This window comes from Ensifer sp. GW821-FHT05G01 (genome assembly GCF_059419585.1).
In genome coordinates, this window is the sequence record NZ_JBWKSC010000013.1 from 64,048 (window position 1) to 86,016 (window position 21,969).

Consider the following 21,969-nt stretch of genomic DNA (forward strand, 5'->3'; position numbering starts at 1 on the left):
TTACCTTGAAGCGATGATTTCACGCCAAGCGAAATTCTCTTCGAGCAGTTCGGCTGCCGTACCTTGCGCCGCGGCAGTGACGGCATTTGCCGCTTCCTCAAGACGCAGTGTGTTCGGATCAAGCGTTTTCAATGCAGTCGCAAGTGCTGCGCCCACCGCGTCGCGTGCGGCGGTCAGTGCAAGCTTGAAATACAATGGCTTGGTACTGAACGCCTCTGCTGTTGCCTGACGAAACGTGTCGAATTCGTCCTGCGCCAGTTCGCGGAGATCGACATCCAGAAGCCGTCTGTCGGCGCAACCATTTGCGACCAGATCGCGATGATAGAGCGCGACGATGCTGTCGAAAATGGCGCCAACGAACGGCAGCGCGCGGTCGTGCACCTCGCGGGTAACCGCGGACATTCGTCGGAAATTGGTCGCCAGGCGGATCTGCGTCTCGGGGCTCGTTTCCGCGAAGCGGTTCAGTTCGTTGTAGAGCAGCAGATTGCCTCTCGTTCGCCGCAGGAGCCGGTCAATGGCGGAATCGAAATGCAGGAACGAGATCAGTGAAACACAATCCGAAAAAGCTTCGGAGAACGAAAAGAAGTCGCCATCAGGCGATGTCACGGTTGGTACGCCTGTCTCCGAGAGCATGACCAGATGCCCGACCTCGTGCGCGATCGTGTCGAAGTTCAACGCATAGGGTCTCAGTATGCCATCGACGTCGGAACGCCCCAGTTCCAGAAAGCCGTAGCCCGCTTGCGCATTGTCCCAATCGACAAATGGAACGATTTCAAGCCTTGGAAAGGTCTGATCGAAGAACCAATGGACCCGCTGCCCCAAATAGCTCTGCCAGATATCGAGTACGAAACGCACGCAGGCGTAGGCGTGGACAGCAAGAAAGGGGCGCGAGGTTGGATCGATGTTGTCGAAGTGACGGTCCGGCCCCGGCCTCACCGGCGCGCGCTTTGCTCCGCCGAATGGCGGCAAGTTCGCGAAGCCATAAGGTTGCTTGTCATAGAGCGGATCGGCGACATACATGGAGAGGTCGCTGGGCCCCTCGCCTATTTCGTCGCGTGCGATCGACAACCACACGCGATCGGGCTGTTCGTATCCTGGAATAAAAGGTGGCTGGGGATAAATCCAAAAGCGCGTACCAACGCGCGCATTGCCGGAGTCGGGGGCCTCGTCTCGAATCAGACGCATCGCACAGTTGCCCCCACGATGGAAAATCCGACAATTAAGGATTCAATTTATAAGTGTTAACTAATTCTGAGTCAATGCCGCTCGCCTCGAGATCGCGGACAAAGGTGTTCGTTGCGACCCAGGCGTCGCTCACGCGATGCCCTGCATTTCCCTGACGCAGGAGGGTTTGAGCGCTCCGCAGCGCCAGGAGAGCATCGAGCTTTTTTTGCCCCACGATGTCCTTTCGCAATTCCTTGATATCCTCCTTCCGCCACCCTGCGGTGTGCAAAATCGCTTCGAGCCGGCGCTCTCGAAAATTCGTGTTTCGCGCCATTGTTGTGAGCAAGTCGCGTTCGGCGTCCGTCAGCAAATTCCGGCGCGCCAGACTGGCAAACGTCCTTTGGAGATCGACCAGTGCGTCTGTCAAAGGGAGAAAACCAAGCTCCGGCGGCCCGGAAAGGACGGCGACCGCATCATCGGGTGCAAGCCGCCAGCGCCGATACCACCTGTAGATCACGCCGACACCGATCATGCCGAAGTCATTAAGTTCCGCTGCCCTGAGGGCGCCCATGCTTGCCGCGCCGATCACGACGATGCCCTGCGCCAGCGCCCATAGGATTTCCTTGTGTCGGACAGCCGGTCTGTCCTCGAATTGACCGTCGATCAGGATCATCGCCCGCGGACGGAATGCGTGGGCGGCAAGCAGAATGTCGCCTTGCGCGGCGGGCTGCAGGTAGATGGCGTCGAGAACCGGCGCCGCTTCGGCCAACCGAAGCGTCGGACCAAGAAACACCAGGATCGGACCATTTTCGCTCTCATTGGTCATGTGAGCACTCACCGCAGGATCGAAAAGGGACTGGCGCCGGGAAGGATGGTTCGCATGCATGCAACGCCTGCTTCGACGTCCGTTCCCACCGGCACGGTCAATATGGGCCCCATGCCGGCGGAAAGGACCCTGTCGATGAGCGAGTCGAGATCTGAAACGACGCCCGCTTCGAGTGCCGGGGGAGGCAATCCGGATGTATCGACAAGTATCAGCTGGCGGGCCTTGGCGACGATCCGATCGGTGCTGCGCCTGTAGTGCTCCCGCGTTTGATCATCTCGCGCGCCTGATATCGCTCCGGCCCGCGCGGACAAGGCTTCGAGCATCGCGCTTTCAGCCGCCGCAGCGACGCTTGGCCCTGCCGCATAGCCTTCGGTCGGAAGCGCAAGGTTCGGTTCGCCGGGACCTGTCTCGATCGTCTGGCACCAGACCACCGGAACATTTGCTGGCGAAGGTGCGAGCCAAAGACCGAAGGAAATGTGATGCTCGCCCGCAACGGACAGTATGTGATCGACGCCTTCACCCAGCCCGAGCGGGGACATGCGCATTCGATCGAAGAAGCCGTGGGTGGCGAAGGCACGAGCGATAGCGTCGCGCTCGATACATTCGAACAGCCCATGCAGGAACGCATCGAAGACGGTCCGATGGCAGGCGAGACCCGTGGTCGTGCGCAGGAACAGGCCATCATGGGCGGGTGGCGGATCCGTGTAGCAGGTGTGAACAAGTTCCAGGGGGACCGGTTGCGGGAGGCCAGCCGCGATATCGATGCCGGTGATCCAGGGTATCGTCCTTTGGCGCCAGTTCCGCTGGCGATCGTGCGTCAGCAAATTTTCAAACAGACCGCCAGCGATCTGGAGTTCGTCCGCCGTCGCGGAAAACACCCGCTCCGGCGGAATGGCTTCGGCGTAGAACCGCTCAAGCGATTCCATGATCGCCCCCACTGCTGCTCCCGCCTTGGTAAGCCCTCGCCCGAGCGACGAGACTTCGGAAAGGGCGGCGGGTCGAACGGCCTGAACGACCGGCAGGCCGATCCGGTCAAGTCCGGTCAGATCACCGATCCGGGTTATGAGAGCAGGACGGCAGAGCGGGAGTATTGCACGCAGGCATTGCTCAGAATCGTGCGGACCTGCGGAGTGCGAAAAGGGGGTGCGAAGGCCGGTAATGACGGCGTCGCGAAAGGTTGCGAGCCTGCCGTCAAGACTTGACGGATCGTTCGGTGGCGGGCCTGCTGGTTCAACGTTGAACGGCAACGCCAAGCTCCTGGATTGAATGCCTGGCGCGCTTTAGAAGCGCCTTTGCTCCTTGGCTCTCGGCAATTTCCACGGCTGAGGTAAGGTCGGCGATGATCGCCCCCCTGGCGGCGTTGCCCCGCGCGTTGAGAACGGCGCGTCGACGGTAAAGCTCGGCGAGCCAGTAAGCATGCCCGGTCTCCCTGGATTTTTCGATCGCGTCGTTCGTAACCTCAACCGCCGATTCATATTTTCCCGCACGCCCGAGCAATGTGGCGTGCATGGAGAGATAGATCGGGAGATCGGCGACAGCGCCGAGGCTTCGCAAGAGTGACAGCCCTTCGAGAAACATCGCATGCCCGCTTGTGAGACTTTCCCCATGCGCGCGGGCCCACCCGGCGAAGAGCAACGACAGGCCGGAAAGCGACTGCATCTCATGCAACTTCGCGAAATCTGCCATTCTGTTGGAAATTTCGGCGAGACGCGCATAATCGTCCCGGTAAAATGCGGAAACCGCTTCCGTATCAAGCGAATGCGCCGTGCTCGGCGCGTGTGATATCCGGTCAACGAAGGCAACCATCTTCGACAGAGCCGTATCGGATGCTTTCGATTGTCCCGTCAGCCATAGTGAAAGTGCCAGTTGCCCTAGGCCGCACACCTTGGCGTCATGGCCGCCGAATAACGTTCGGCTGGTCTTGGCCGCTTGCTCGTCATAAAGCGCCAGTCCAGCCTTGATCGCATCCTGGGCCTCCTGATGGTGCCCGAGGTTAAAATCAATGGCCCAGATGCAATGATTGACCTGGAGCTTGATCTCAGAATCTTCCGCCCCGGCCAGCATTGCTCGCACTTGCAGAGCGCGATCGTGCATAATGCGAAAATCCGTTCCTGTGAGCCACCATCCCCAATAGATCGGAAACCATCTGGATTGATCTGCCATCGGCTGCCGACGGGCGATGGCCACGCCATCTTCATAGAGCTTGCGTGCCGGAGGTGAGTTCAGTCCGACAAGACCGGTCAGGATTGGACCGAGCGAAGTCAGTGCGGTCAGCTGTAGTGGCTCGATCGCATGTCCCTCGCCCAATTGGTCGCAAACCGCCAAGGCGTGCTCCAGATAGTTGCGCGCCTCCACCATCGCCGATCGGCTCGAACTTTCCTTGCCCGCCGCAGTGTACAGTTCGATCGCGCTTTCGATGTGTCCTGCGCGTTCCGCATGTTCGGCAAGTCTTCCGGTGTCGATCCAGGTGGCCAATTGGCGGTTCTGACTGACGGCCACGAACAGCCGCCGGTGCAATGCCTGCCGCTGCCTGCGCAGAAGCGCGTTGTAGATCGTTTCCTGAATCAAAGCGTGACGGAAACCGTAGGCGGTATGTCCCCGCGCCCTGATCCGCACCAGGAACCCTGAATCGCTGAGGGTCTCTGCCGCCCTGGCCAAAGACGTCTTGCCAACGCCTGGCAGCAGCGCGCGAAGCAACGACAACGTGAATCGGGTGCCCGCGACCGCTCCCGCGCGCGCCACCTCTCTGGCTGTACCCAGGTGATTGAGCCGTGCGTCCAGGATCTCCTCGAACGCGGACACATGGCTGGGCTTAACGTTGTCCGACAGGCTCATAGTGTCCGCGGCAACATTCTCGGAGATCCATTGGCAGATCTGCTCGATGAAGAGTGGAACGCCACCGGATATCCTCTCCATCACGTCGTAGAGCCCAGGGAGCATTGCCTGCCTCTGTTCCGGCCATCTTGCCTCTATCGCCTGTCGTGTTTCGTCACGATCAAGCGGGGCGAGCGTCAGACGCGTGACGTTGGCCGCATCCAGCCAGTCCGCCGCAAATCCAGGACGTGAGGTCGCGACGAGAAGAATCGGAAGCTGGCGCGCAACCCGAGCCGCCTCCGCCAGCAAATCCTGGGAGGTCGGATCGATCCAGTGGATGTCTTCGACGGCGAGCACGATCGGGCCATTGGCACACAACCCCGCGAGTGCGTGAAACACAGCGCGAAAAGCTTTTTCCCGGATGGCTTTGGGGTCGTTATCAGCGAGTTGCTGATTTCGCCCCATTGCGCCCAGCAAATAGGCAAATGTTTCAATCGTTTCCGCGTCGCGAATGCCGTTCCGTTCAAATGGCGTTGCCACAGCGTGTGCTGACAGGCCCAGTTGATCGTCCTGTCCAGACGCAGCAGCCATTATGCTGTTCAACAGGGGATGCAGCGTCGAGCGATGCCCGCCCGGCAAACACTGAAAGAAGAAGAGCCCTGATCGCCGGTCACGCGTCATCTTGCGGATTTCCCGCAGGAGTCGCGACTTCCCGATGCCTGCGTCTCCCTCAAGCAGGAGTATCTCGCCACCCGTCGCGGCGACCCTTTCCCAACAGGCGGCGATCGTTTTCAACTCGCTTTCGCGGCCAATGAAGCGTCCACCAAGGCTACCGAATGCGTAGAACCTGTCGACCTCGATCTTGTGTCCGAGTGCACGCCACACTTTTTCCGGTGCCGTGAAGCCCTTCAGCGTCTTCACGCCTTCGAACACGAAAGCATGCGACCTGCCGGCCAGGTCGCGCGTGTCGCCTGAAACAAACACGGTGTCTGGCGTCGCGATTTCTTCCAGGCGGGTGGCTATGGCAAGTGCGGCACCCGTAACCGGTTCGCCTTTTTCATCCGGCGTCTCTTGAATGAGCGCGACGGATGTCGCGATACCGACGCGCACGTGCAGGTCGTCACGCCCCGCTTCCCGGCCAACGCGCGCGCAGCCTTCGACGATCCCGAGACCCGCGCGAATGGCGAGCGATGCTGCATCCTTCGCACCGATCTCGACCGGGAAGAGCGCCACGCCGCCGTCACCGGCCTCATGCTGCACGACGCCGGAATGGGAGGCTATCGACTGTTTCGCCGCATTCTGAAATGCAGCCATCAGTTCCTGATAGTCTTCTATGTCGAGCAGGTGGAGAAGTCGCGTAGACCCGACGAGATCATAACAGAGGGCGGTGACGATCCGCCGCTCGCCTCCATATTCGGAGAGGCGTCCCTTGCGCCCCGAAGATTTCGTCGGTTGTCGTGGTTTGCTGACCCGACTTTCGAGCATCTGCCGCCCCTAAACTCGCGTGTACGCTGGCTCCACAGTTCCCCTTAAATATATAGCATAGGCGATTGGCGTTCGCTTGTCGGCCCGGAAATTCTGTTGGCATGCCTTGTCGCCTGCATCGCCAAGCTCTTCTATCGTCATCGCCGCCGTCTCTTCGCGGCCATGCATATTGCGGCGCGCAGAATTCGGTGGGCGGTCGGTTCACTGCCCTTCGAACCGGCAAGCACGACCACGTCGCCCACTGCGCACTTCCAGGCTCGCCACATTAACCCCGGCGTGCCGAAGCGACCTCGGCGCCGGTCGGATTTCGTCCGTATCCCATCAACTGGCGTGTGTACTCCTCGGCGGGTGCAGACGATATCTGCTCGGTTGAGCCGGCTTCGATAATGCGACCGCCGCGCATAACGACGAGCGTATCGGAGACATGCCGCACGACCTTGAGATTGTGGGTGACGAACAACATCGACAGCCCCAACTCTCGCTTGAGATCTTCCAGAAGGTTGAGGATCTGGGCCTGAACGGAGATATCGAGTGCCGAAGTGGGTTCATCGAGGATGAGCAGCTTGGGTTGGAGGACCAACGCTCGCGCGATAGCGACGCGCTGTGCCTGCCCACCCGAAAGCTCCCGCGCCCGACGGCTGAGAAATGTGCCAGTCAGCCCGCAACGCTCGAGCATCTCGGCTGCGCGCAGGCGCAGCTCCTCGGCAGGGACACGGCCTTGTGCCGTCATCGGCTCAGCCAGAATTTCCGCAATGGTCAGCCGCGGACTGAGGGAGAGGAAGGGGTTTTGCGCAACGACGCCGATCGCGCGGCGCCGCTCGCGCAGACGCTGCTCGGGCAACGCCAGCCAATCGTCGCCGTCGAGGCGGATGGTGCCGCTTTCGACCGGAACAAGCCGCAGGATCGCCCGTAGCAAGCTGCTCTTGCCCGAGCCCGATTCACCGACGAGGCCGAGCGTGCTGCCGGTCGCCAGTTCCAGGCTGACCGCATTGACCGCCGGCGGCGGCGGCGCGGAGAAAAGACCCGTCCGACGGTAACGAACCACGAGATCGCGAATCTGCAGCAGCGGCTCATCCATGGTGCGGCTCCAGGTGACATGTCCAGCAATGGTTCCCATCGTCCCGTTCCGGCGGCTTGGCCTGGCGACAGACCGCCATGGCGCTCGCGCAGCGCGGCGCGAAAGGACAGCCCTCGATCACGGCAAAGGGGGAAGGAATGTGGCCTTCGATCGACGCCAGCCTCTCGCCCTTGGCCACCGCATCGGGCAGAGCGGCGAGCAGCGCCTGTGTATAAGGGTGGCGCGGCGCGGCCAGAAGTTCATCGGTGCACCCAGCCTCTACCGTATGGCCGGCATAAAGCACGGTGGCGCTGTCACAGCATTCGGCCACGACGTCCATGTCGTGCGTGATCATCAGCACCGTCAGGGCACGTTCCTGGACAAGGCGTTTCAGCAGTGCCAGCACCTGTGTGCCAACCGTAACGTCGAGTGCAGTCGTCGGCTCGTCGGCGATAATGAAGTCGGCCCCGGTCGCGAGCGCTTGCGCAATGACCACGCGCTGCTGCATGCCGCCCGAAAGCTGATGCGGGTAACTCTTCAGCACCCGGCGTGGATCCGCAAGGCCGGTTGCAGCCAGCAGTTCCTCGGCGACGGCGCGCCGCTGGAAACGCGGCAGGCCGCTATGGCTTTTGAGCACATCGTCCATCTGCCGGCCGATCCGCAGCACAGGATTGAGGGCTGCGGCCGGGTCCTGCGATATCATGGCAATGCGCCGGCCGCGCAGACTTTTCGCAACATCGAGAAGGTTTAGCCCGTCGAAGCGAAAGGCGTCAGCCGAGACGCGCGCGCTTTGTGGCAACAGGCCGAGCAGCGCCATACCGGAAATGGTCTTGCCGCAGCCGGATTCCCCGATCAGGCCATGGATCGTGCCGCGTTCGATCGACAGGTCGACGTGACGAACGGCATGGATGGGATTGTGGAGGCTGCCGAAGCGGATAGCCAGCCCCTTGATTTCAACGAGCGACATCGCCGTGCCCTCCATCGTCGCCGCGCAACGCATCTCCCAACACTGAAAAAGCCAGCGCCAACACGAAAATGGTCATGCCCGGGGCGGCCGCATACCACCAGCGCAACGGGAAGAAGGCGCGGCCGGCGTTGACCATCTGCCCCCAGTCGGCCGTCGGCGGCAGGATGCCAAGTCCGAGAAACGACAGTGCCGATGCCGTGAGCAATGCCGGGCCGAAATCGAGCGCTGCCTGTACAGCAAGGGGCCTGCTAGTGCTCGGCAGAATATGCCTGAGAATGATGGTGCCGTTCGAGACCCCCATCACCCTCGCCGCCTCGATATAGGGCTGGCCGCGCAGGACGAGGACCTCGGCGCGCGCCAGCCGCGCATACCAAGGCCACCACGTGACGGCGACTGCAACGGTGGCGTTGACCATGCCCGGCCCCATTGCCGCGGCCATCAGTACCGCCAACAGAAGCGCCGGGAACGCGAGGAAGACGTCGGTGACGCGCATCAGCGCATCGTCGATCCATCCGCCGAAATAGCCCGCCAGCAAGCCAATCGGCAGGCCGATCACGAGCGAAAGCGCGATGATCAACAGGCCGGTAGTCAAGGAGACCCGTGCGCCGTAGATAACACGGCTGACCATGTCGCGGCCGAGATGATCGGTTCCCAGCCAATACTCCGTCGACGGTGGCGTAAGCTTGTCGGCGATGTTGGGAGCACCCAGCCCTTGCGAAGGGAAAGGCGCGACCAAAGGCGCGAAGATCGCCAGCAACGCAACGAAGATGATGATGAAGAGGCTGATGGAGCCGGCCCAGCCCAGCCGCTTGAGCAGATCGTGCATCACAGGGCCACCCTCGGGTCAAAGATCGCCTGTGCAAGGTCGATCAGGAGGTTCATCGCGACATAACAGATCGTCACCACCAGGGTTGCCGCGGCAATCACCGGGAAGTCCTTTGACAAGATCGCCTCGGAGACGTAGCGGCCGAGGCCAGGCCAGGCGAAAATGATCTCGACCAGCACGGCGCCGGTCAGCGCATAGGCAAAACTCAGGCCGACCACGGTGAGCGCGGGGCCAATGGCGTTCGGCAGTGCATGTCCGAAGAGGATGCGCGAGCCCGAAAGGCCAAGCGCACGAGCGGCAACGATGTGCCGCCTCTGCAGGATCTCGATCATCGCCGATCGGGTGAGCCGCATGGCGACACCCGCGGGATAGCTGGCGAGCGTTAACGCCGGCAACACGAGATGCGACAAGGTATCGAAGAAGGCCGCAGGGCGCCCGGCCAAGAGCGAATCCACCAGGTTGAAGCCGGTTACGGACGGCAGCGGCGCAAGCACCGCGAACTCCTTGGACAGCCTGCCGGAGAGCGGCAGGATGCCAAGCCACTGGGCAAAGAAGGCTTGCAGCAGCATGGCCAGGAAAAAGGTCGGCATCGCTACGGCGGCAATCGAACCCAGGCTGCCTAGTCGATCGAGCAACCCGCCCCGCCCGGCTGCCGTCAGTACCCCGGCAGGCACGCCGATCAGCAAAGCCAGGACGGTGGAGAAGACGGCGAGTTCCAATGTTGCCGGCAGAAAGACGGACAGGTCATCGGCGATTAGCCGCCGCGTCTTGTAGGAAACGCCGAATTCTCCAGTCGCCATTCGCGCGGCAAAGGAGAAGAAGCGCTCATGCAGCGGCGCGTCGAGCGCCAGAACCTTGCGCGCTGTCTCGATCTGTTCCGCCGTCGGGCGAGGCCCGGCATAAAGTGCGGCCGGATCTGACGGCACCACCTGAGCCACCACGAAGACCAACAGAGTGACCCCCAGCACCACAAAGACCGAAAGTACCAGGCGTCGTAACAAATAGCGCATCAGGTGCATGACGCTTCGCTCCCTGCCCTAGCGGCTCAGTTCGTGGACGAAGGTCACGTGGCCATAGGCCGGGTTGTCGGCGTAGTTCTTGATGTCTGCGCGGATAATGTGGACGTTGGGCTTGTCGACGACAAACACCGCTGCCGCCTCGTCGATCAAGATGCGCTGCGCCCTCTTGAACGAGACCTCCGCCGCATGTCTGTCGGTCGCCGACAGCGTGTTCGCCTCGTCAATCAGCTTGTCGAATTCCGGATTGGCGTAATAGCCGAGGTTGAAATTCGGTGCGGTCTCGGAATGGAACAGGTTGAACAGGTAATCGTAGGGCGTGACGAAGGTTGGCCACCAGTACATCAGGAAGATGTCCTGCCCTGCGGCAGGGTCGGCTTTGGCCAGTTGCCACTGCGCCTCCCAGGCCATCGGCTGCAGCGTCAGCGTAATACCCAACTGTTCGAGATTGGCCTTCCACAGTTCGCCAGCCAGCGCTTCGAGCGCGTCGCCCGTCGCATAGGTGAGCGTCAGTTCCAGTCCGCCTTCGGCAATACCGGCCTCCGCCAGCAAGGCTCGGGCCTTGTCGAGATCCGTTGCCGGGATCGGCGCCTCCGCATCGTGTCCCCAGATACCTGGCGGGATGACGCCCCTGGCGCGGGCGCCGAGACCGGCGGTTCCGGCAGAGATGACATCGTCATAGGGAAAGGCGATCGAGAGTGCCTGACGCACTTTGGCGTTGTCGAGGGGCGCTCGGCGCGTGTTGTACATGCCGACAAGCGTTTCGAAGGACGGGTTTGAAACAACGCTCAGCTCGGGATGCTCTTTCAGGCTTTCGAGATTGTCGTAGGGTATGCCGAACGTCCAGTCGGCCTCGCCGCTTTCGAGCTTGCTCTGGGCCAGCACCACATCTTCGATGATCTCGAAGACCACCTTGTCGAAGGCACCCTCAGACCAGCCGCCCCAATAGCTGTCGTTGCGGGTGAGGATCGCACGCTGGCCGGGCTCGTAGGATTCGATCCTGTAGGGGCCGGTGCCCGCGCTGTTGCCGGCATTGAACCAGGCGTTGTCCTTGTCGATCGAGGCGGGACTGTAGATCCACGCCGCAAAACCGGCGGCTGCGGTGATATCCATCGGCTGCGCGGTCTTGAGGCGCATGATCACGGTTGCTGTGTCCGGCGTCTCGATTGTCTCGACCGGCGCCCAGATGAAGGAAGCGCCGCCGCCGATCTTCTTGGTCCGCTCGATCGAGGCTTTCACCGCCTGTGCCGTCAAATCCGCTCCATCGTGGAACTTGACGCCTGGCCGCAGGCGAAAGGTCCAGGTCAGGCCGTCCGGCGAAGCCTGCCAGCTTTCGGCCAGCAATGGCTCCACCTTGGCCTCCGCACCATCGCGCGCCGGAATGTAGCGCGTCAGCGTCTCATAGGTATTTGCAAGCACGGCGCCGTCGTTCGAAAACGAGGTGGCGGGATCGAGATCGGGAAATCCCGCGGGATAGGCGAGCGTGAAGATGGACGTGCCATCAGCGGCGATCGCCTGTCGCCCGCGCAGGACGGGCACTCCGGCACCCAGGGCAAGAGCAGCAAAACCAACAGTTTTCAGCAGATCGCGACGCTTCATCACAGTGCTCCCACGGGAGCCGAAAGGGTTTCGCGCTCCATCTGTTTGTCGTTGAAATAGGCATTCACGGGTTCAGCCGCGTTCGGCTCACCCAACGGCTCGAAATCGAACGCGTAGCCGAAAGCGCGTGGCCCGACGGATGCAAGCGCCCGCTCGGTCCGCAACAACCCCGGCGACGGTATCGCGATGACGCTGACCCGCAAGCCGTAGCGCTGCTCCTCCGTTGCGATCGGGCGCCCCGTTTCGCTGTCGACCATGCAGATCAGGTCGGGCACCATCGCCAGGGTGCGGCCGTCCTCGCGCGCGACCAGATATTCGTTCTGGATATCGACTTCGACAGAGCGACCCGAGAATGCGCCAAGCCCAGCGACCGTCATCCGCCCGCGCACGAAGCCCCCTTCGATCTTGCGAGCGATATCGACGACCTTGCCCTGCAGCAGCAGCGTCCCGCCTTCGAGATTCAACACGGCTGCCACCGGATCCGTCTTGGTTGCACGTGCGGCAAGCACAGCGTCACCGAGCCGCCAGGCCTGGCTTACCGTGTGGGGAACGCCGAACCGGCGCACGAAATCGCCGCTCATCGGTGCCGTGCACATATGCGCCGTGCACCCCATCGCAATCGTCCCGGCGCGCATCAGCTTTTCCAGCATTTCCGGGCTGGTCGCGTCCGTGACGACAAGGACATTTCCGGACGCGTCGGCCAACGCAGAAGGTGCGGAAGGATGACCGTTGATGAAGAAGGTCGTCATCTGCACCTCGGGAAAGGCGCGCCCCATGCCATCGGCGTCGACGACGGGAATGTCGAGCTTTGCCGCCGTCATCATCGGCGAGATGCCATTGGCGCCACCGATTTCATCGGCGATGACGGCGTCGATCCGGCGCCCGATCAAGGCTTCGATCGAGCGCAGCACCCGTATGCCTTCGTCGCCCTCGTCCATCTTTTCGATGCCGACGGTTGGCGCGCCGATGCCGCCGAGGGCTAGCACCATGGCATCCGGGGCAAGATCGGCCGGGCGAACCACCCTGATCTGGCGCCCCTGGCGAAGCTGGGCCTTGGCCATCAGTGCGCCGAGATATGGGCTTCCGCCGCCGCCGGTGCCAAGGATGCCGGCGCCGAGCGCTATCCGATCGATATCGCTTTCCTGCAAGTTCCAGAACTTCATGGGTTGAGATCCCCCACCACCTTGGCCGCGATCCGCATGGCATTGCCGGGCAGATAGGAGAGCGGCGTTTCATCGATTTCGGCGAGCGTCACCGTGTCTTCGGCCGCCCCCGCCTCGACCGCGCGTCGGCGCGCTTCGGCGATGACGCCATCGAGCGCCGCCTGTCGCGACTGGCCGTCGAGCGATACGATGTTGTCAACCTCGCCAGAGACCTGGGCGATCGCAGCACCGATGGCATTGGCCGAGCCGAAGTGGTCAGGCCGCAGCGAGACGCTCGTTCCTTCAAGGAGACCGTCGATCAGCACCGATCCGCCACCGACAAGGATCGCCGGGATCGGCTCCGGGCCTGGCTTCATCTGATCGACCACGGCCTCGACGTCGCTTTTCATCTTGGCGAGTGCAGCGGTCACCATCGCGCCGTCGAGATGCTTCAGGCGCGTCTTGTCGCCGAGATCGACGAGACCGGCGGCAACGGCAACATCGGTTGCCGTCAATGTGTCGCCACCGAAGCAGATTGCCTTTTCCGGCAGGCGGAAGCCCACGGATTCGGGCCCGATGTGCACCCCGTCGCGAACGATACTGCCGCCACCAAGGCCGAACGAGAAGACGTCTGGCACCCGGAAGTTCGTGGGTACGCCGGCAATCGCAGCCCCTTCGCCGCGGCTGCGCGGGAAGCCGCCGATCAGCATGCCGATGTCCGTCGTCGTGCCGCCGATATCAATGACAACAGCGTCTTTCAATCCGGTGAGAAAGGCCGCACCGCGCATGGAATTGGTAGGCCCGGAAGCGATGGTGAAGACCGGAAAACGCTCGGCGTAGTCAGCCGACATCAAGGTCCCGTCGTTCTGGGTCAGGTAAAGCGGGCAGGAAAGGCCCAGTTCGCCAAAGGCGTGGCGGAAAGCCGCAATCGTCTCATGCCCGATACGGTGGAGGCTGGCATTGAGGATGGTCGCGCTCTCGCGCTGCAAGAGGCCGGTTCGGCCAATGCGGTGTGAGAGGCTGATCGATGCCCCCGGCAGTTCCTCGGCAACAATCGCCGCCGCCTGCTGTTCCATGCGGGGATCGACCAGTGCAAACACCGAGCAAATGGCAATTGCGCTGATGCCGCGGCTTTGCCAGTCGTTGCAAGCCTGCCGGATCGCATCCGCGTCGAGCGAGGCGATCGCCGAGCCGTCATAGTTTACTCCGCCTCCGACAAGTGCCGCCCCGCCGTCGACGACGCGCTTGAGATCGTCAGGCCAGTCGATCATCGGCGGGAGGGCGCGCGTGGATGATCCGCAAAGCCTCAACACGCCTGTGCGCTGCAGGCGGCGGCGCTCGACGAGGGCGTTGAGAAAGTGCGTCGTGCCGATCATCACGGCACCAATCTGATGACCGGCGATGCCTGCAGCCGAAAGCACAGAGCGGATCGCGCCCGAGACGCCGTCCGTGACGTTTTCGGTTGTCGCTGTCTTGATTGTCGCGAGAACTTCGTTGCCCCGCAGCAGTGCCGCGTCCGTGTTCGTTCCGCCAACGTCTACGCCAATGCGCAATCGCTCGATCATTTCGCCCTCCTGGCGCGACGCCCCGCGCCATTCGGCTGCGGCTCACGCTGGCTGAGTGCCGTCGTACGGGTGCCGTAGATCTTGTACATCCGCAGGATCATGTTGGTGACGACCCGGTTCACACCTGGAATCTTGCCGACGGTCCCTTCAGTGAATTCGAAGAGTTCGGCGTTGGTGTCGAAAAAGACGGATGCCGCCAGCGTGTAACGCCCGGTGATCGCCGCCAGATATCCGACTTCGTCATATTCGCCGAGTTCGGCGGCAACCTCATCGGCTTTGCCGGGCTCGACCTCGATCAACAATTCCGCCTGAACGTCGCGGCCGATGGCTGTCGGATCAGGGATGGCGCCGATAACGATGTGCCGATTTTGCAGGAGCGCGGCGATGCGGTTACGCACCGTGCGTTCGGAAACATTGCCGATGCGTCCGGCAATTTCCGATGCGGAAAGGCGCCCATCCTCTGTCAACATGGAAATGACCGTTCGGTCGAGCTCGTCCAGATCGTCTCGGTTCGTCACGAGATGCTCCTCAGGTTTATCTGAGGGGTACCTTATGTGCCGAACCGGAATTGAGTCAAACAAAATATTCCGAAACGGAAAATTTGATACTTGAATTGCCGTTTCGGAAACTTGTTCGCCGTCAAGGCGGCAACCGTTCCTTCCCGGCGCAGGCGGCGGAAGACGACATGTCGGTCAAAGAGCGAGCGTTGCGGTTTTGTACGCCGCAAGTGTGGTGCACCAGGTGGTTCAGCATAGCGGCGGCATCGGCCGGGAAGCTGGGCCGACGCCGTCTCGGCAAGGCGCTCCGCGTGATGGAGGGCGCGCACGGGCTCGCCGTAACGGGTGATCTGTGCGTTATCCAGCCCGCGGACGATGCCCTTGGTTGAACCGTTGCTATAGGGGGACTTGCGGCCGATCCGGGCGCAGCTTGCCGACAGTGCGGCAAAGGTCGCCGCAGAGATGCGGCGGGCGAACTGCGGCCAGTGTCGAGGGACGTGGGATGCGGCGGAAGGCGCCGCACCCCTTCTCATGCGATGTCAGGCCCTGATGAAGGCGAGCAGGTCGTTGTTGAGGACGTCGGCATTGAGCGTCAGCATGCCGTGGCCGAAGCCTGGGTAGGTCTTCAGGGTACCGTTTCTCAAAAGCTTGATTGATTTCAGCGCGGCGTCGGCGATCGGAACGATCTGGTCGTCGTCACCATGCAGGACCAGGGTCGGAACGCCGATGGCCTTCAGGTCATCCGTCTGGTCGGTTTCCGAAAAGGCCTTGATGCCCTCGTAATGGGCCTTGGCGCTGCCCATCATGCCTTGCCGCCACCAATTCTGGATCACGCCCTCCAATGCTGTCGCGCCGTCGCGGTTGAAGCCGTAGAACGGACCGGCGGGCACGTCGCGGAAGAACTGCGCCCTGTTGGCGGCGAGTGCTGCGCGGAAACCGTCGAAGACCTCGATCGGCAGGCCTTCGGGGTTCGCCGCCGTCTTGAGCATCAGCGGCGGCACGGCCGAAACCAGGACTGCCTTGGCAACGCGTCCCGAAGGTTCGCCGTGCCTGGCGACATAACGCGCCACTTCGCCGCCGCCGGTCGAATGGCCGATATGGACGGCATTCTTCAGATCGAGCGCCTCGACGACGGCAAAGGCGTCGGCGGCGTAATGATCCATATCGTGGCCGTCCGAGACCTGCGACGAACGTCCATGGCCACGGCGGTCGTGCGCGACCACCCGGTATCCCTTGGACAGGAAGAACAACATCTGCCCGTCCCAATCGTCGGCGCTGAGCGGCCAGCCGTGATGGAACATGATCGGCTGGGCGTCCTTCGGACCCCAATCCTTGTAGAAGATTTCGGTTCCGTCTGCGGTGGTGACAAAGCCCATGATCTTTTCTCCTTTGACTGTTTGAAGAGAGGTTGGTTTCGCGGCGTTGTGATTGTCTATGCAGGGATATTGGACCGAGAAGAGAATGCCTGCAATTGCAACAATAGTGTCGATTGAATTGCACATTTCGCAATGAAAGGAAGGCGGCGGGGAACCGCCTCCACTTGGTCACGCCGGTACTCTACCCGGCCGATTGATCGTCAGGAAGTGCCTGACGACAGGCTTTTCCGCGCCCGAGTGAAAGGCGAGCACCTTGCCCTGGAGGTCGGCATCGGCCTGCGACACGCGCTTGTGCTGCCTGAGATGCTCCGCCCAGGATTCGACCATGAACCACTCGACCATCTTTTCCGGGTCGGCCGAATCTTCGGTAACGCCCCAGCCATAGGCGCCATCGCGTCGGCGCTCCTGCGACAGTTCATCGAGCGCATGCAGGAATGCGGTGCGGTGATGTTTTTCGATATGATACTCGATCAGGATCAGCACCGGACCGCGATCATGGGGAACCGGTTCGGCAACGAGCGGCTCCGGCCAATGATTGGACGGAACGAGATCGGCATCGCCCGCCGGCAGTTTGATGCGGTGCATGATCAATCCGGCCACGAACAGGCCGCCCGCACCGATCAACAAGGTGCCCGAGATGCCGGCAATTTCGCCAACGGCACCCCAGCCGAGGCTGCCGGCCGTCATCGCGCCATTGAAGACGGTGAGATAGACGGCGAGCCCGCGACCGCGCACCCAGTTCGGCAGGATGGCTTGAGCGGCACCGTTGAGGGTGGTGAGAGCGGTGATCCAGGCGGCGCCGAGAAAGAGCAGAATGACAACCGCCAGCCATTGTGGCGGCGCCAGCGACAGGGCAGCCATCACCAGTGCTGTCACTAGCGCGGATCCGAGCAGCAGGCCGTCGGCGCCGAAATTCTGGCGCAGCCGCGGCATGACGAGCGCGCCGCCGATCGCGCCGGCACCGACCGAGCCGAGCAGGATGCCGTAGAAGCTGGCGTCGCCGCCCAGAAGCTGGCGCGCCACCAGCGGCAGCAACGCCCAGACGGCGCTGGCAAAGGCGAAGAAGATCGCCGCCCGCAGCAGAACGACATGCAGCGGCCTGCTGGCACGGGTATAGCGCAGGCCCGCCCGGAATGCCCCGAAGAACCCTTCCGAAAGCGCATCATCCGCATTCTTGGCACGCGGCCACCAGACCAGCGCTGCAATGACGAGGATGTAGCTCGCAACGTCTGCGCCGTAGGTGACGGCGGCACCAAAGGCGGCAAGCAGCAGACCGCCCGCAGCCGGGCCGATGGAGCGCGCGATGTTGATACCCAGAGAATTCAGCGCGACGGCGCTCTTTACGTCTTCCCGCGGCACAAGTTCCGGAACGATCGCCTGCCAGGTCGGGCCCATGAGGGCTGCGCCAATGCCACCCAGGAAAGTCAGCGCGATCAGGGCGCTGACCGACAACAGCCCCAAATGCGACAGTGTCATCAAGGTTATGCTGACACAGGCAAGCAGAAGCTGGATAGCGATGAGAAACTTTCGCCGGTCTAATATATCGGAGAGGACGCCCGCCGGAATTGCCAAGAGAAAGATCGGCAAGGTGCCTGCTGCCTGCACCATGGCGACGGCGGCGGGCGCTGCGGAGAGATCCGTCATCAGCCAGGAACTGGCGACATCGCGCATGAAACTGCCGGTGTTGCCGAGAACCGTCGCGGCCCAGAGGACAGCGAAGACGGGTTGGCGCAGCGGAGCGAAGCTGCCGCCCTTGGACTTCGAAGCGCTCATTTGCCAGCTCCTTTGGTGATGTCGATCGCTGCGACGAGGACGAATGCGCCGGCAAGGCCAAGATGCTCGAAGAAGCCGTTGGTGGCCATCATCCGCTCCATGCCCGGCGCAAGCTCCCAGAAGCGAAGGGCGATGAAGGTCGCAAGAAGGGTGAAGACAGCGAGAGCCAGCGCTCCAAGCCAACGCAGGTAACCCGAGACAACCATGGCCGAAGCGCTGAGCTCGAATACGATCACGCCAACCGCGAACAGGCCGGCCGGATTGAGACCGAAATGCTCCATCTCGGCGATTGCGCCATCGAAATCGAAGATCTTGGTGAGCGGCCCCTGGATATAGGCCGCGCACAGGGCGAGAAGCGCTGTCGTCCGCGTCACGGGCGACCCGGCAAACCTGTGCAGTGGGCCACCGGGGCGGTGGATGGAAAGAGAACGGTCAGTCATGTCTGCTCCTGCGATCTTCGCTCTTGGGTAAGAGCGACGGTGTGTTCGTCTGATGGAGGCCATGTTGCCCGGGATGATTGCTCCGAACAATTGCAGTAATTATTGCGATTTAATTGCGAATATTGCAACAATTACCGGCGGCAAGAGGAGGCAAACGCCATACGCATGACGGTGCCCGGGAGGTTTGAAAAAGACGGGCAGCGCCAATCGGCTGCCCGTTCCTGCTTGATAGCAGTGCAGGGCTTCACACGGCCCAGCAGGAGCAACCGAGTGCACCGAAGAAACCCTTGAGGTCGGCGATCGGCAGTTTCGACGTCCAGGCGCCGGCATGGTCGTGGCCGTGCACGCCGCAGTCGCTGGCGCAGCCGCATGTCGAAATGGCCGTGCGGCGGAGCGAACGCTTGCCTGCCCCTTCCGGTTCGCCCCAGGCGGCGTATCCGCCGAAAGCCCTGACCGGCGACCAATCCGGCATCGCCGGCGGCACGTCGTTTTCATCAAGCGCCTTGAAGACGCCGGCGGCGTAGACGATCTTGCCGCCCACCATGGTGAGTTCCGAGGTCAGGAAAGAAATCTCGTCCTCGGCGCAGGAGAAGAAATCCTTGTCCGGGACGAGGAGATCGGCGAACTGGCCCTTCTCGATCCGTCCCTTCTTGCCTTCCTCGTTGGAAAACCACGTCACTTTCTCAGTCCACATGCGCAGCGCCGTTTCGCGGTCGAGGCAATTGGCACGGGGATAGAGCTGCATGCCGCCGACGGTCTTGCCCGTTACCATCCAGGAGAGCGAGACCCAGGGATTGTAGGATGCGACGCGCGTCGCATCCGTGCCGGCAGAAACGTTGACGCCCTTCTCGAGCATACGCTTGATCGGCGGTGTCGCCTCGGCAACGCCGTGGCCGTAACGCTCGACGAAGTATTCGCCCTGGTAGGCCATCCGATGTTGGGTAGCGATGCCGCCGCCGAGAGCGGCAATGCGGTCGATCGAGCGATCCGAGATGGTTTCGGCATGGTCGAAGAACCAGTTCAGCCCTTCGAGCGGGATATCCTTGTTGACCTTTTCGAAGACGTCGAGTGCGCGGGTGATGGTTTCGTCATAGGTGGCGTGCAGGCGCCAGGGCCAGCGGTTTTCGGCCAGCACCCGAACGACCTCCTCCAGTTCACCTTCCATTTCCGGCCCCATCTCCGGCCGGGGCTGGCGGAAGTCTTCGAAGTCCGCGGCGGAGAAAACCAGCATCTCGCCGGCACCATTGTGACGGAAGTAGTCGTTGCCCTGCTTGTATTTCACCGACTGCGTCCAATTGAGGAAGTCCTGCTTTTCCTCCTTCGGCTTCTGGGTGAAGAGATTGTAGGCGAGGCGAACGGTCAGCTGGTCTTCGTCGGAAAGCTTCTGGATGACGGCGTAGTCGTCGGGATAGTTCTGGAAGCCGCCGCCGGCATCGATGACGCCGGTGATGCCCAGCCGGTTGAGCTCGCGCATGAAATGGCGGGTGGAATTGACCTGGTAGTCGAAGGGCAGCTTCGGGCCCTTGGCGAGCGTCGAATAGAGGATGCCGGCGTTCGGCTTGGCCAGCAGCATGCCGGTCGGATTTCCGTTGGCGTCGCGGGTGATCTCGCCGCCCGGCGGGTTCGGCGTGTCTCTCGTATAGCCGACGGCGCGAAGGGCTGCACCGTTCAGCAAGGCGCGGTCATAGAGGTGCAACAGGAACACCGGCGTATCCGGCGCGACCGCATTGATCTCCTCGATAGTCGGCAGGCGCTTTTCGGCGAACTGATGCTCGGTGAAGCCGCCGACGACGCGAACCCATTGCGGTGCGGGGGTAATCGCCACCTGTCGCTTCAGCATATCCATGGCGTCGGCGAGGCTTCGAACGCCGTCCCAGCGCAGTTCCATGTTGTAGTTCAAGCCGCCACGAACCACGTGTGTATGGTTGTCGATCAGTCCCGGCAGCACGCGCCTACCCTTGAGATCGATGATCTTCGTCTCCGGCCCGGCAAGCGCCATCACCTCGGCGTCGGTCCCGACCTTCAGGAATAGGCCGTCCTTGATGGCGATCGCCGTGGCGTTCGGATTGGCGCGGTCGAGCGTGGTGATCAACCCGCGGTGAAGAATGATATCGGCATGCATGGGGTCGGCTCCGGTCTTGCTAGGGTCGGCGGCGTTCGCCGGTGAAAACAGGTTGGGAAAGGCAAGGCTCGTCGCCGCACCCAGGAAGGTTCGACGCGTTGTCATCAGACTTTTTCCTCCGTCGAATGTTTGCTGGCGGTCGTCATAGGGGCGCCGCCCTTCGGCAGATGGCCGAACATATGCGGCTTGACCTGATGAAGCCAGGAGAGAGCGGCCGGCTCGCGCGCCCAGACGCTCTTTGCCAAGGGCACGAGTTGCTCGCCGACCAGAATACCCAGGAGGCCGATGAGTGCGACGACAGGCGGCGCGGGCGAGCGTACGTTCAGGAGGCTGTAGATCACGCCCACCAGCAGGCCGGCACTGAGAGACAGAAGATAGACTTTCATGGGGTAACCTCGCGGGATGACGGGAAAATCGCTCCGGCAGGACTTATCCTGCCGGAGCGGCCGGCGATCGTTACTTGGCGGGGTTAGGCCCGATCCGCTTGCCGTGGCTGACGCGCTCGGCACCGCCGTGGACATGGGTTACCGCATAGTCGATGCCCATGCCGTACGCGCCTGAATGCTCCTTCACCAGGCCGGTGACGGCGTCGTAGGTTTCCTTGCGCGCCCAGTCCCGCTGCCATTCGAGCAGCACTTGCTGCCAGGTGACCGGGATGACGCCGGCCTGCACCATGCGGTCCATCGCATATTTGTGGGCATCGAGAGAGGTGCCGCCCGAGGCGTCGGCCACCATGTAGATCTCGTAGTCGGTGTCGTTGAGGCACGAGAGCGCGAAGGTGGTGTTGCAGACCTCTGTCCACAGGCCCGAGACGACGATCTTCTTGCGGCCGTCGGCCGCACCTTTCGCCAGCGCATCGCGCACATTCTGGTCGTCCCAGGAGTTCATCGAGGTGCGCTCGAGAATGTCGTTTTCCGGGAAGACGCCGAGCAGTTCGGGATAGGTGTTGCCCGAGAAACTGTCGGTCTCGACCGACGTGATCGTCGTCGGAATGTTGAAGATTTTCGCCGCCTTGGCGAGGCCGACGACATTGTTCTTCAGCGTCTGGCGGTCGATAGACTGGACGCCGAAGGCCATCTGCGGCTGCTGGTCGATGAAGATGAGCTGGCTGTTCTGCGGGGTCAGGACTTCGAGCTTGGACATTGGGTCTCTCCTTGGTGCGTGATGTGCCGTCTGGCGGCGGGTTTTAAGCGGAATAGGCGCGACCTGTCGGAGACTGTGTTTACGGGCTTACTGCGACAGGCCTTCCGGTATTGGAGCTGCGGGCGGCTAGAGCCGGCCGGCCCGCAGGCAATTCGTC

At 62.2% G+C, this 21,969-nt stretch carries 19 protein-coding genes; all 19 read right to left on the bottom strand.

Annotated features, from left to right (window positions below; genetic code table 11):
- The gene (locus tag AC07UR_RS26650; RefSeq protein ID WP_209789793.1) at nt 1-1,185 is read right to left on the bottom strand and encodes a gluzincin family metallopeptidase; all 1,185 of its coding nucleotides are present in this window, start codon (nt 1,183-1,185) and stop codon (nt 1-3) included.
- 34 nt (nt 1,186-1,219) lie between these two features.
- Entirely contained in the window at nt 1,220-1,990 is a 771-nt protein-coding gene (locus tag AC07UR_RS26655) for a TfuA-like protein (protein WP_209789794.1), read from the bottom strand.
- 8 nt (nt 1,991-1,998) lie between these two features.
- Complete coding sequence (locus AC07UR_RS26660; protein WP_209789795.1) at nt 1,999-3,237, bottom strand: YcaO-like family protein; 1,239 nt, start codon at nt 3,235-3,237, stop codon at nt 1,999-2,001.
- Complete coding sequence (locus tag AC07UR_RS26665) at nt 3,221-6,289, bottom strand: ATP-binding protein (RefSeq protein WP_209789796.1); 3,069 nt, start codon at nt 6,287-6,289, stop codon at nt 3,221-3,223. Before AC07UR_RS26665 ends, AC07UR_RS26660 begins: the two co-directional genes overlap by 17 nt.
- A gap of 265 nt (nt 6,290-6,554) precedes the next feature.
- Nucleotides 6,555-7,367, bottom strand: a complete 813-nt coding sequence (locus AC07UR_RS26670) for an ABC transporter ATP-binding protein (RefSeq protein WP_209789797.1) — start codon at nt 7,365-7,367, stop codon at nt 6,555-6,557.
- Nucleotides 7,360-8,313: an ABC transporter ATP-binding protein gene (locus AC07UR_RS26675; RefSeq protein ID WP_209789798.1), complete on the bottom strand. Its 954-nt coding sequence runs from the start codon at nt 8,311-8,313 to the stop codon at nt 7,360-7,362. The genes AC07UR_RS26670 and AC07UR_RS26675 overlap by 8 nt, the downstream gene beginning before the upstream one ends.
- Entirely contained in the window at nt 8,300-9,139 is an 840-nt protein-coding gene (locus tag AC07UR_RS26680; protein ID WP_209789799.1) for an ABC transporter permease, read from the bottom strand. Before AC07UR_RS26680 ends, AC07UR_RS26675 begins: the two co-directional genes overlap by 14 nt.
- Nucleotides 9,139-10,158 carry an ABC transporter permease gene (locus tag AC07UR_RS26685; RefSeq protein WP_209789800.1) on the bottom strand — a complete coding sequence of 340 codons (1,020 nt, stop codon included), beginning with the start codon at nt 10,156-10,158 and terminating at the stop codon, nt 9,139-9,141. Before AC07UR_RS26685 ends, AC07UR_RS26680 begins: the two co-directional genes overlap by 1 nt.
- Nucleotides 10,159-10,176: 18 nt before the next feature.
- Entirely contained in the window at nt 10,177-11,754 is a 1,578-nt protein-coding gene (locus tag AC07UR_RS26690) for an ABC transporter substrate-binding protein (protein ID WP_209789801.1), read from the bottom strand.
- Complete coding sequence (locus AC07UR_RS26695; protein ID WP_209789802.1) at nt 11,754-12,917, bottom strand: DUF917 domain-containing protein; 1,164 nt, start codon at nt 12,915-12,917, stop codon at nt 11,754-11,756. Before AC07UR_RS26695 ends, AC07UR_RS26690 begins: the two co-directional genes overlap by 1 nt.
- Nucleotides 12,914-14,461, bottom strand: coding sequence for a hydantoinase/oxoprolinase N-terminal domain-containing protein (locus tag AC07UR_RS26700; RefSeq protein WP_209789803.1), 1,548 nt, complete (start codon nt 14,459-14,461; stop codon nt 12,914-12,916). Before AC07UR_RS26700 ends, AC07UR_RS26695 begins: the two co-directional genes overlap by 4 nt.
- Nucleotides 14,458-14,979 (bottom strand): Lrp/AsnC family transcriptional regulator, encoded by a 522-nt coding sequence (locus tag AC07UR_RS26705; protein ID WP_173424015.1) that lies wholly within the window; start codon nt 14,977-14,979, stop codon nt 14,458-14,460. Before AC07UR_RS26705 ends, AC07UR_RS26700 begins: the two co-directional genes overlap by 4 nt.
- Nucleotides 14,980-15,011: 32 nt before the next feature.
- Nucleotides 15,012-15,491 (bottom strand): hypothetical protein, encoded by a 480-nt coding sequence (locus tag AC07UR_RS26710; RefSeq protein ID WP_209789804.1) that lies wholly within the window; start codon nt 15,489-15,491, stop codon nt 15,012-15,014.
- A 6-nt stretch (nt 15,492-15,497) separates the two neighbouring features.
- Nucleotides 15,498-16,334 carry an alpha/beta fold hydrolase gene (locus tag AC07UR_RS26715; protein ID WP_209789805.1) on the bottom strand — a complete coding sequence of 279 codons (837 nt, stop codon included), beginning with the start codon at nt 16,332-16,334 and terminating at the stop codon, nt 15,498-15,500.
- A 168-nt stretch (nt 16,335-16,502) separates the two neighbouring features.
- Complete coding sequence (locus AC07UR_RS26720; protein WP_209789806.1) at nt 16,503-18,107, bottom strand: MFS transporter; 1,605 nt, start codon at nt 18,105-18,107, stop codon at nt 16,503-16,505.
- On the bottom strand, nt 18,104-18,547 hold the full coding sequence (locus AC07UR_RS26725) for a DoxX family protein (RefSeq protein ID WP_209789807.1): 444 nt from the start codon (nt 18,545-18,547) through the stop codon (nt 18,104-18,106). Before AC07UR_RS26725 ends, AC07UR_RS26720 begins: the two co-directional genes overlap by 4 nt.
- Nucleotides 18,548-18,791: 244 nt before the next feature.
- Nucleotides 18,792-20,774 (bottom strand): amidohydrolase, encoded by a 1,983-nt coding sequence (locus AC07UR_RS26730; RefSeq protein ID WP_209789808.1) that lies wholly within the window; start codon nt 20,772-20,774, stop codon nt 18,792-18,794.
- A complete protein-coding gene (locus tag AC07UR_RS26735) occupies nt 20,774-21,055 on the bottom strand; it encodes a XapX domain-containing protein (RefSeq protein WP_209789809.1) in 282 nt (93 codons plus the stop codon). Before AC07UR_RS26735 ends, AC07UR_RS26730 begins: the two co-directional genes overlap by 1 nt.
- Nucleotides 21,056-21,125: 70 nt before the next feature.
- Complete coding sequence (locus AC07UR_RS26740; protein WP_112815779.1) at nt 21,126-21,812, bottom strand: hydrolase; 687 nt, start codon at nt 21,810-21,812, stop codon at nt 21,126-21,128.
- Nucleotides 21,813-21,969: the final 157 nt, after the last annotated feature.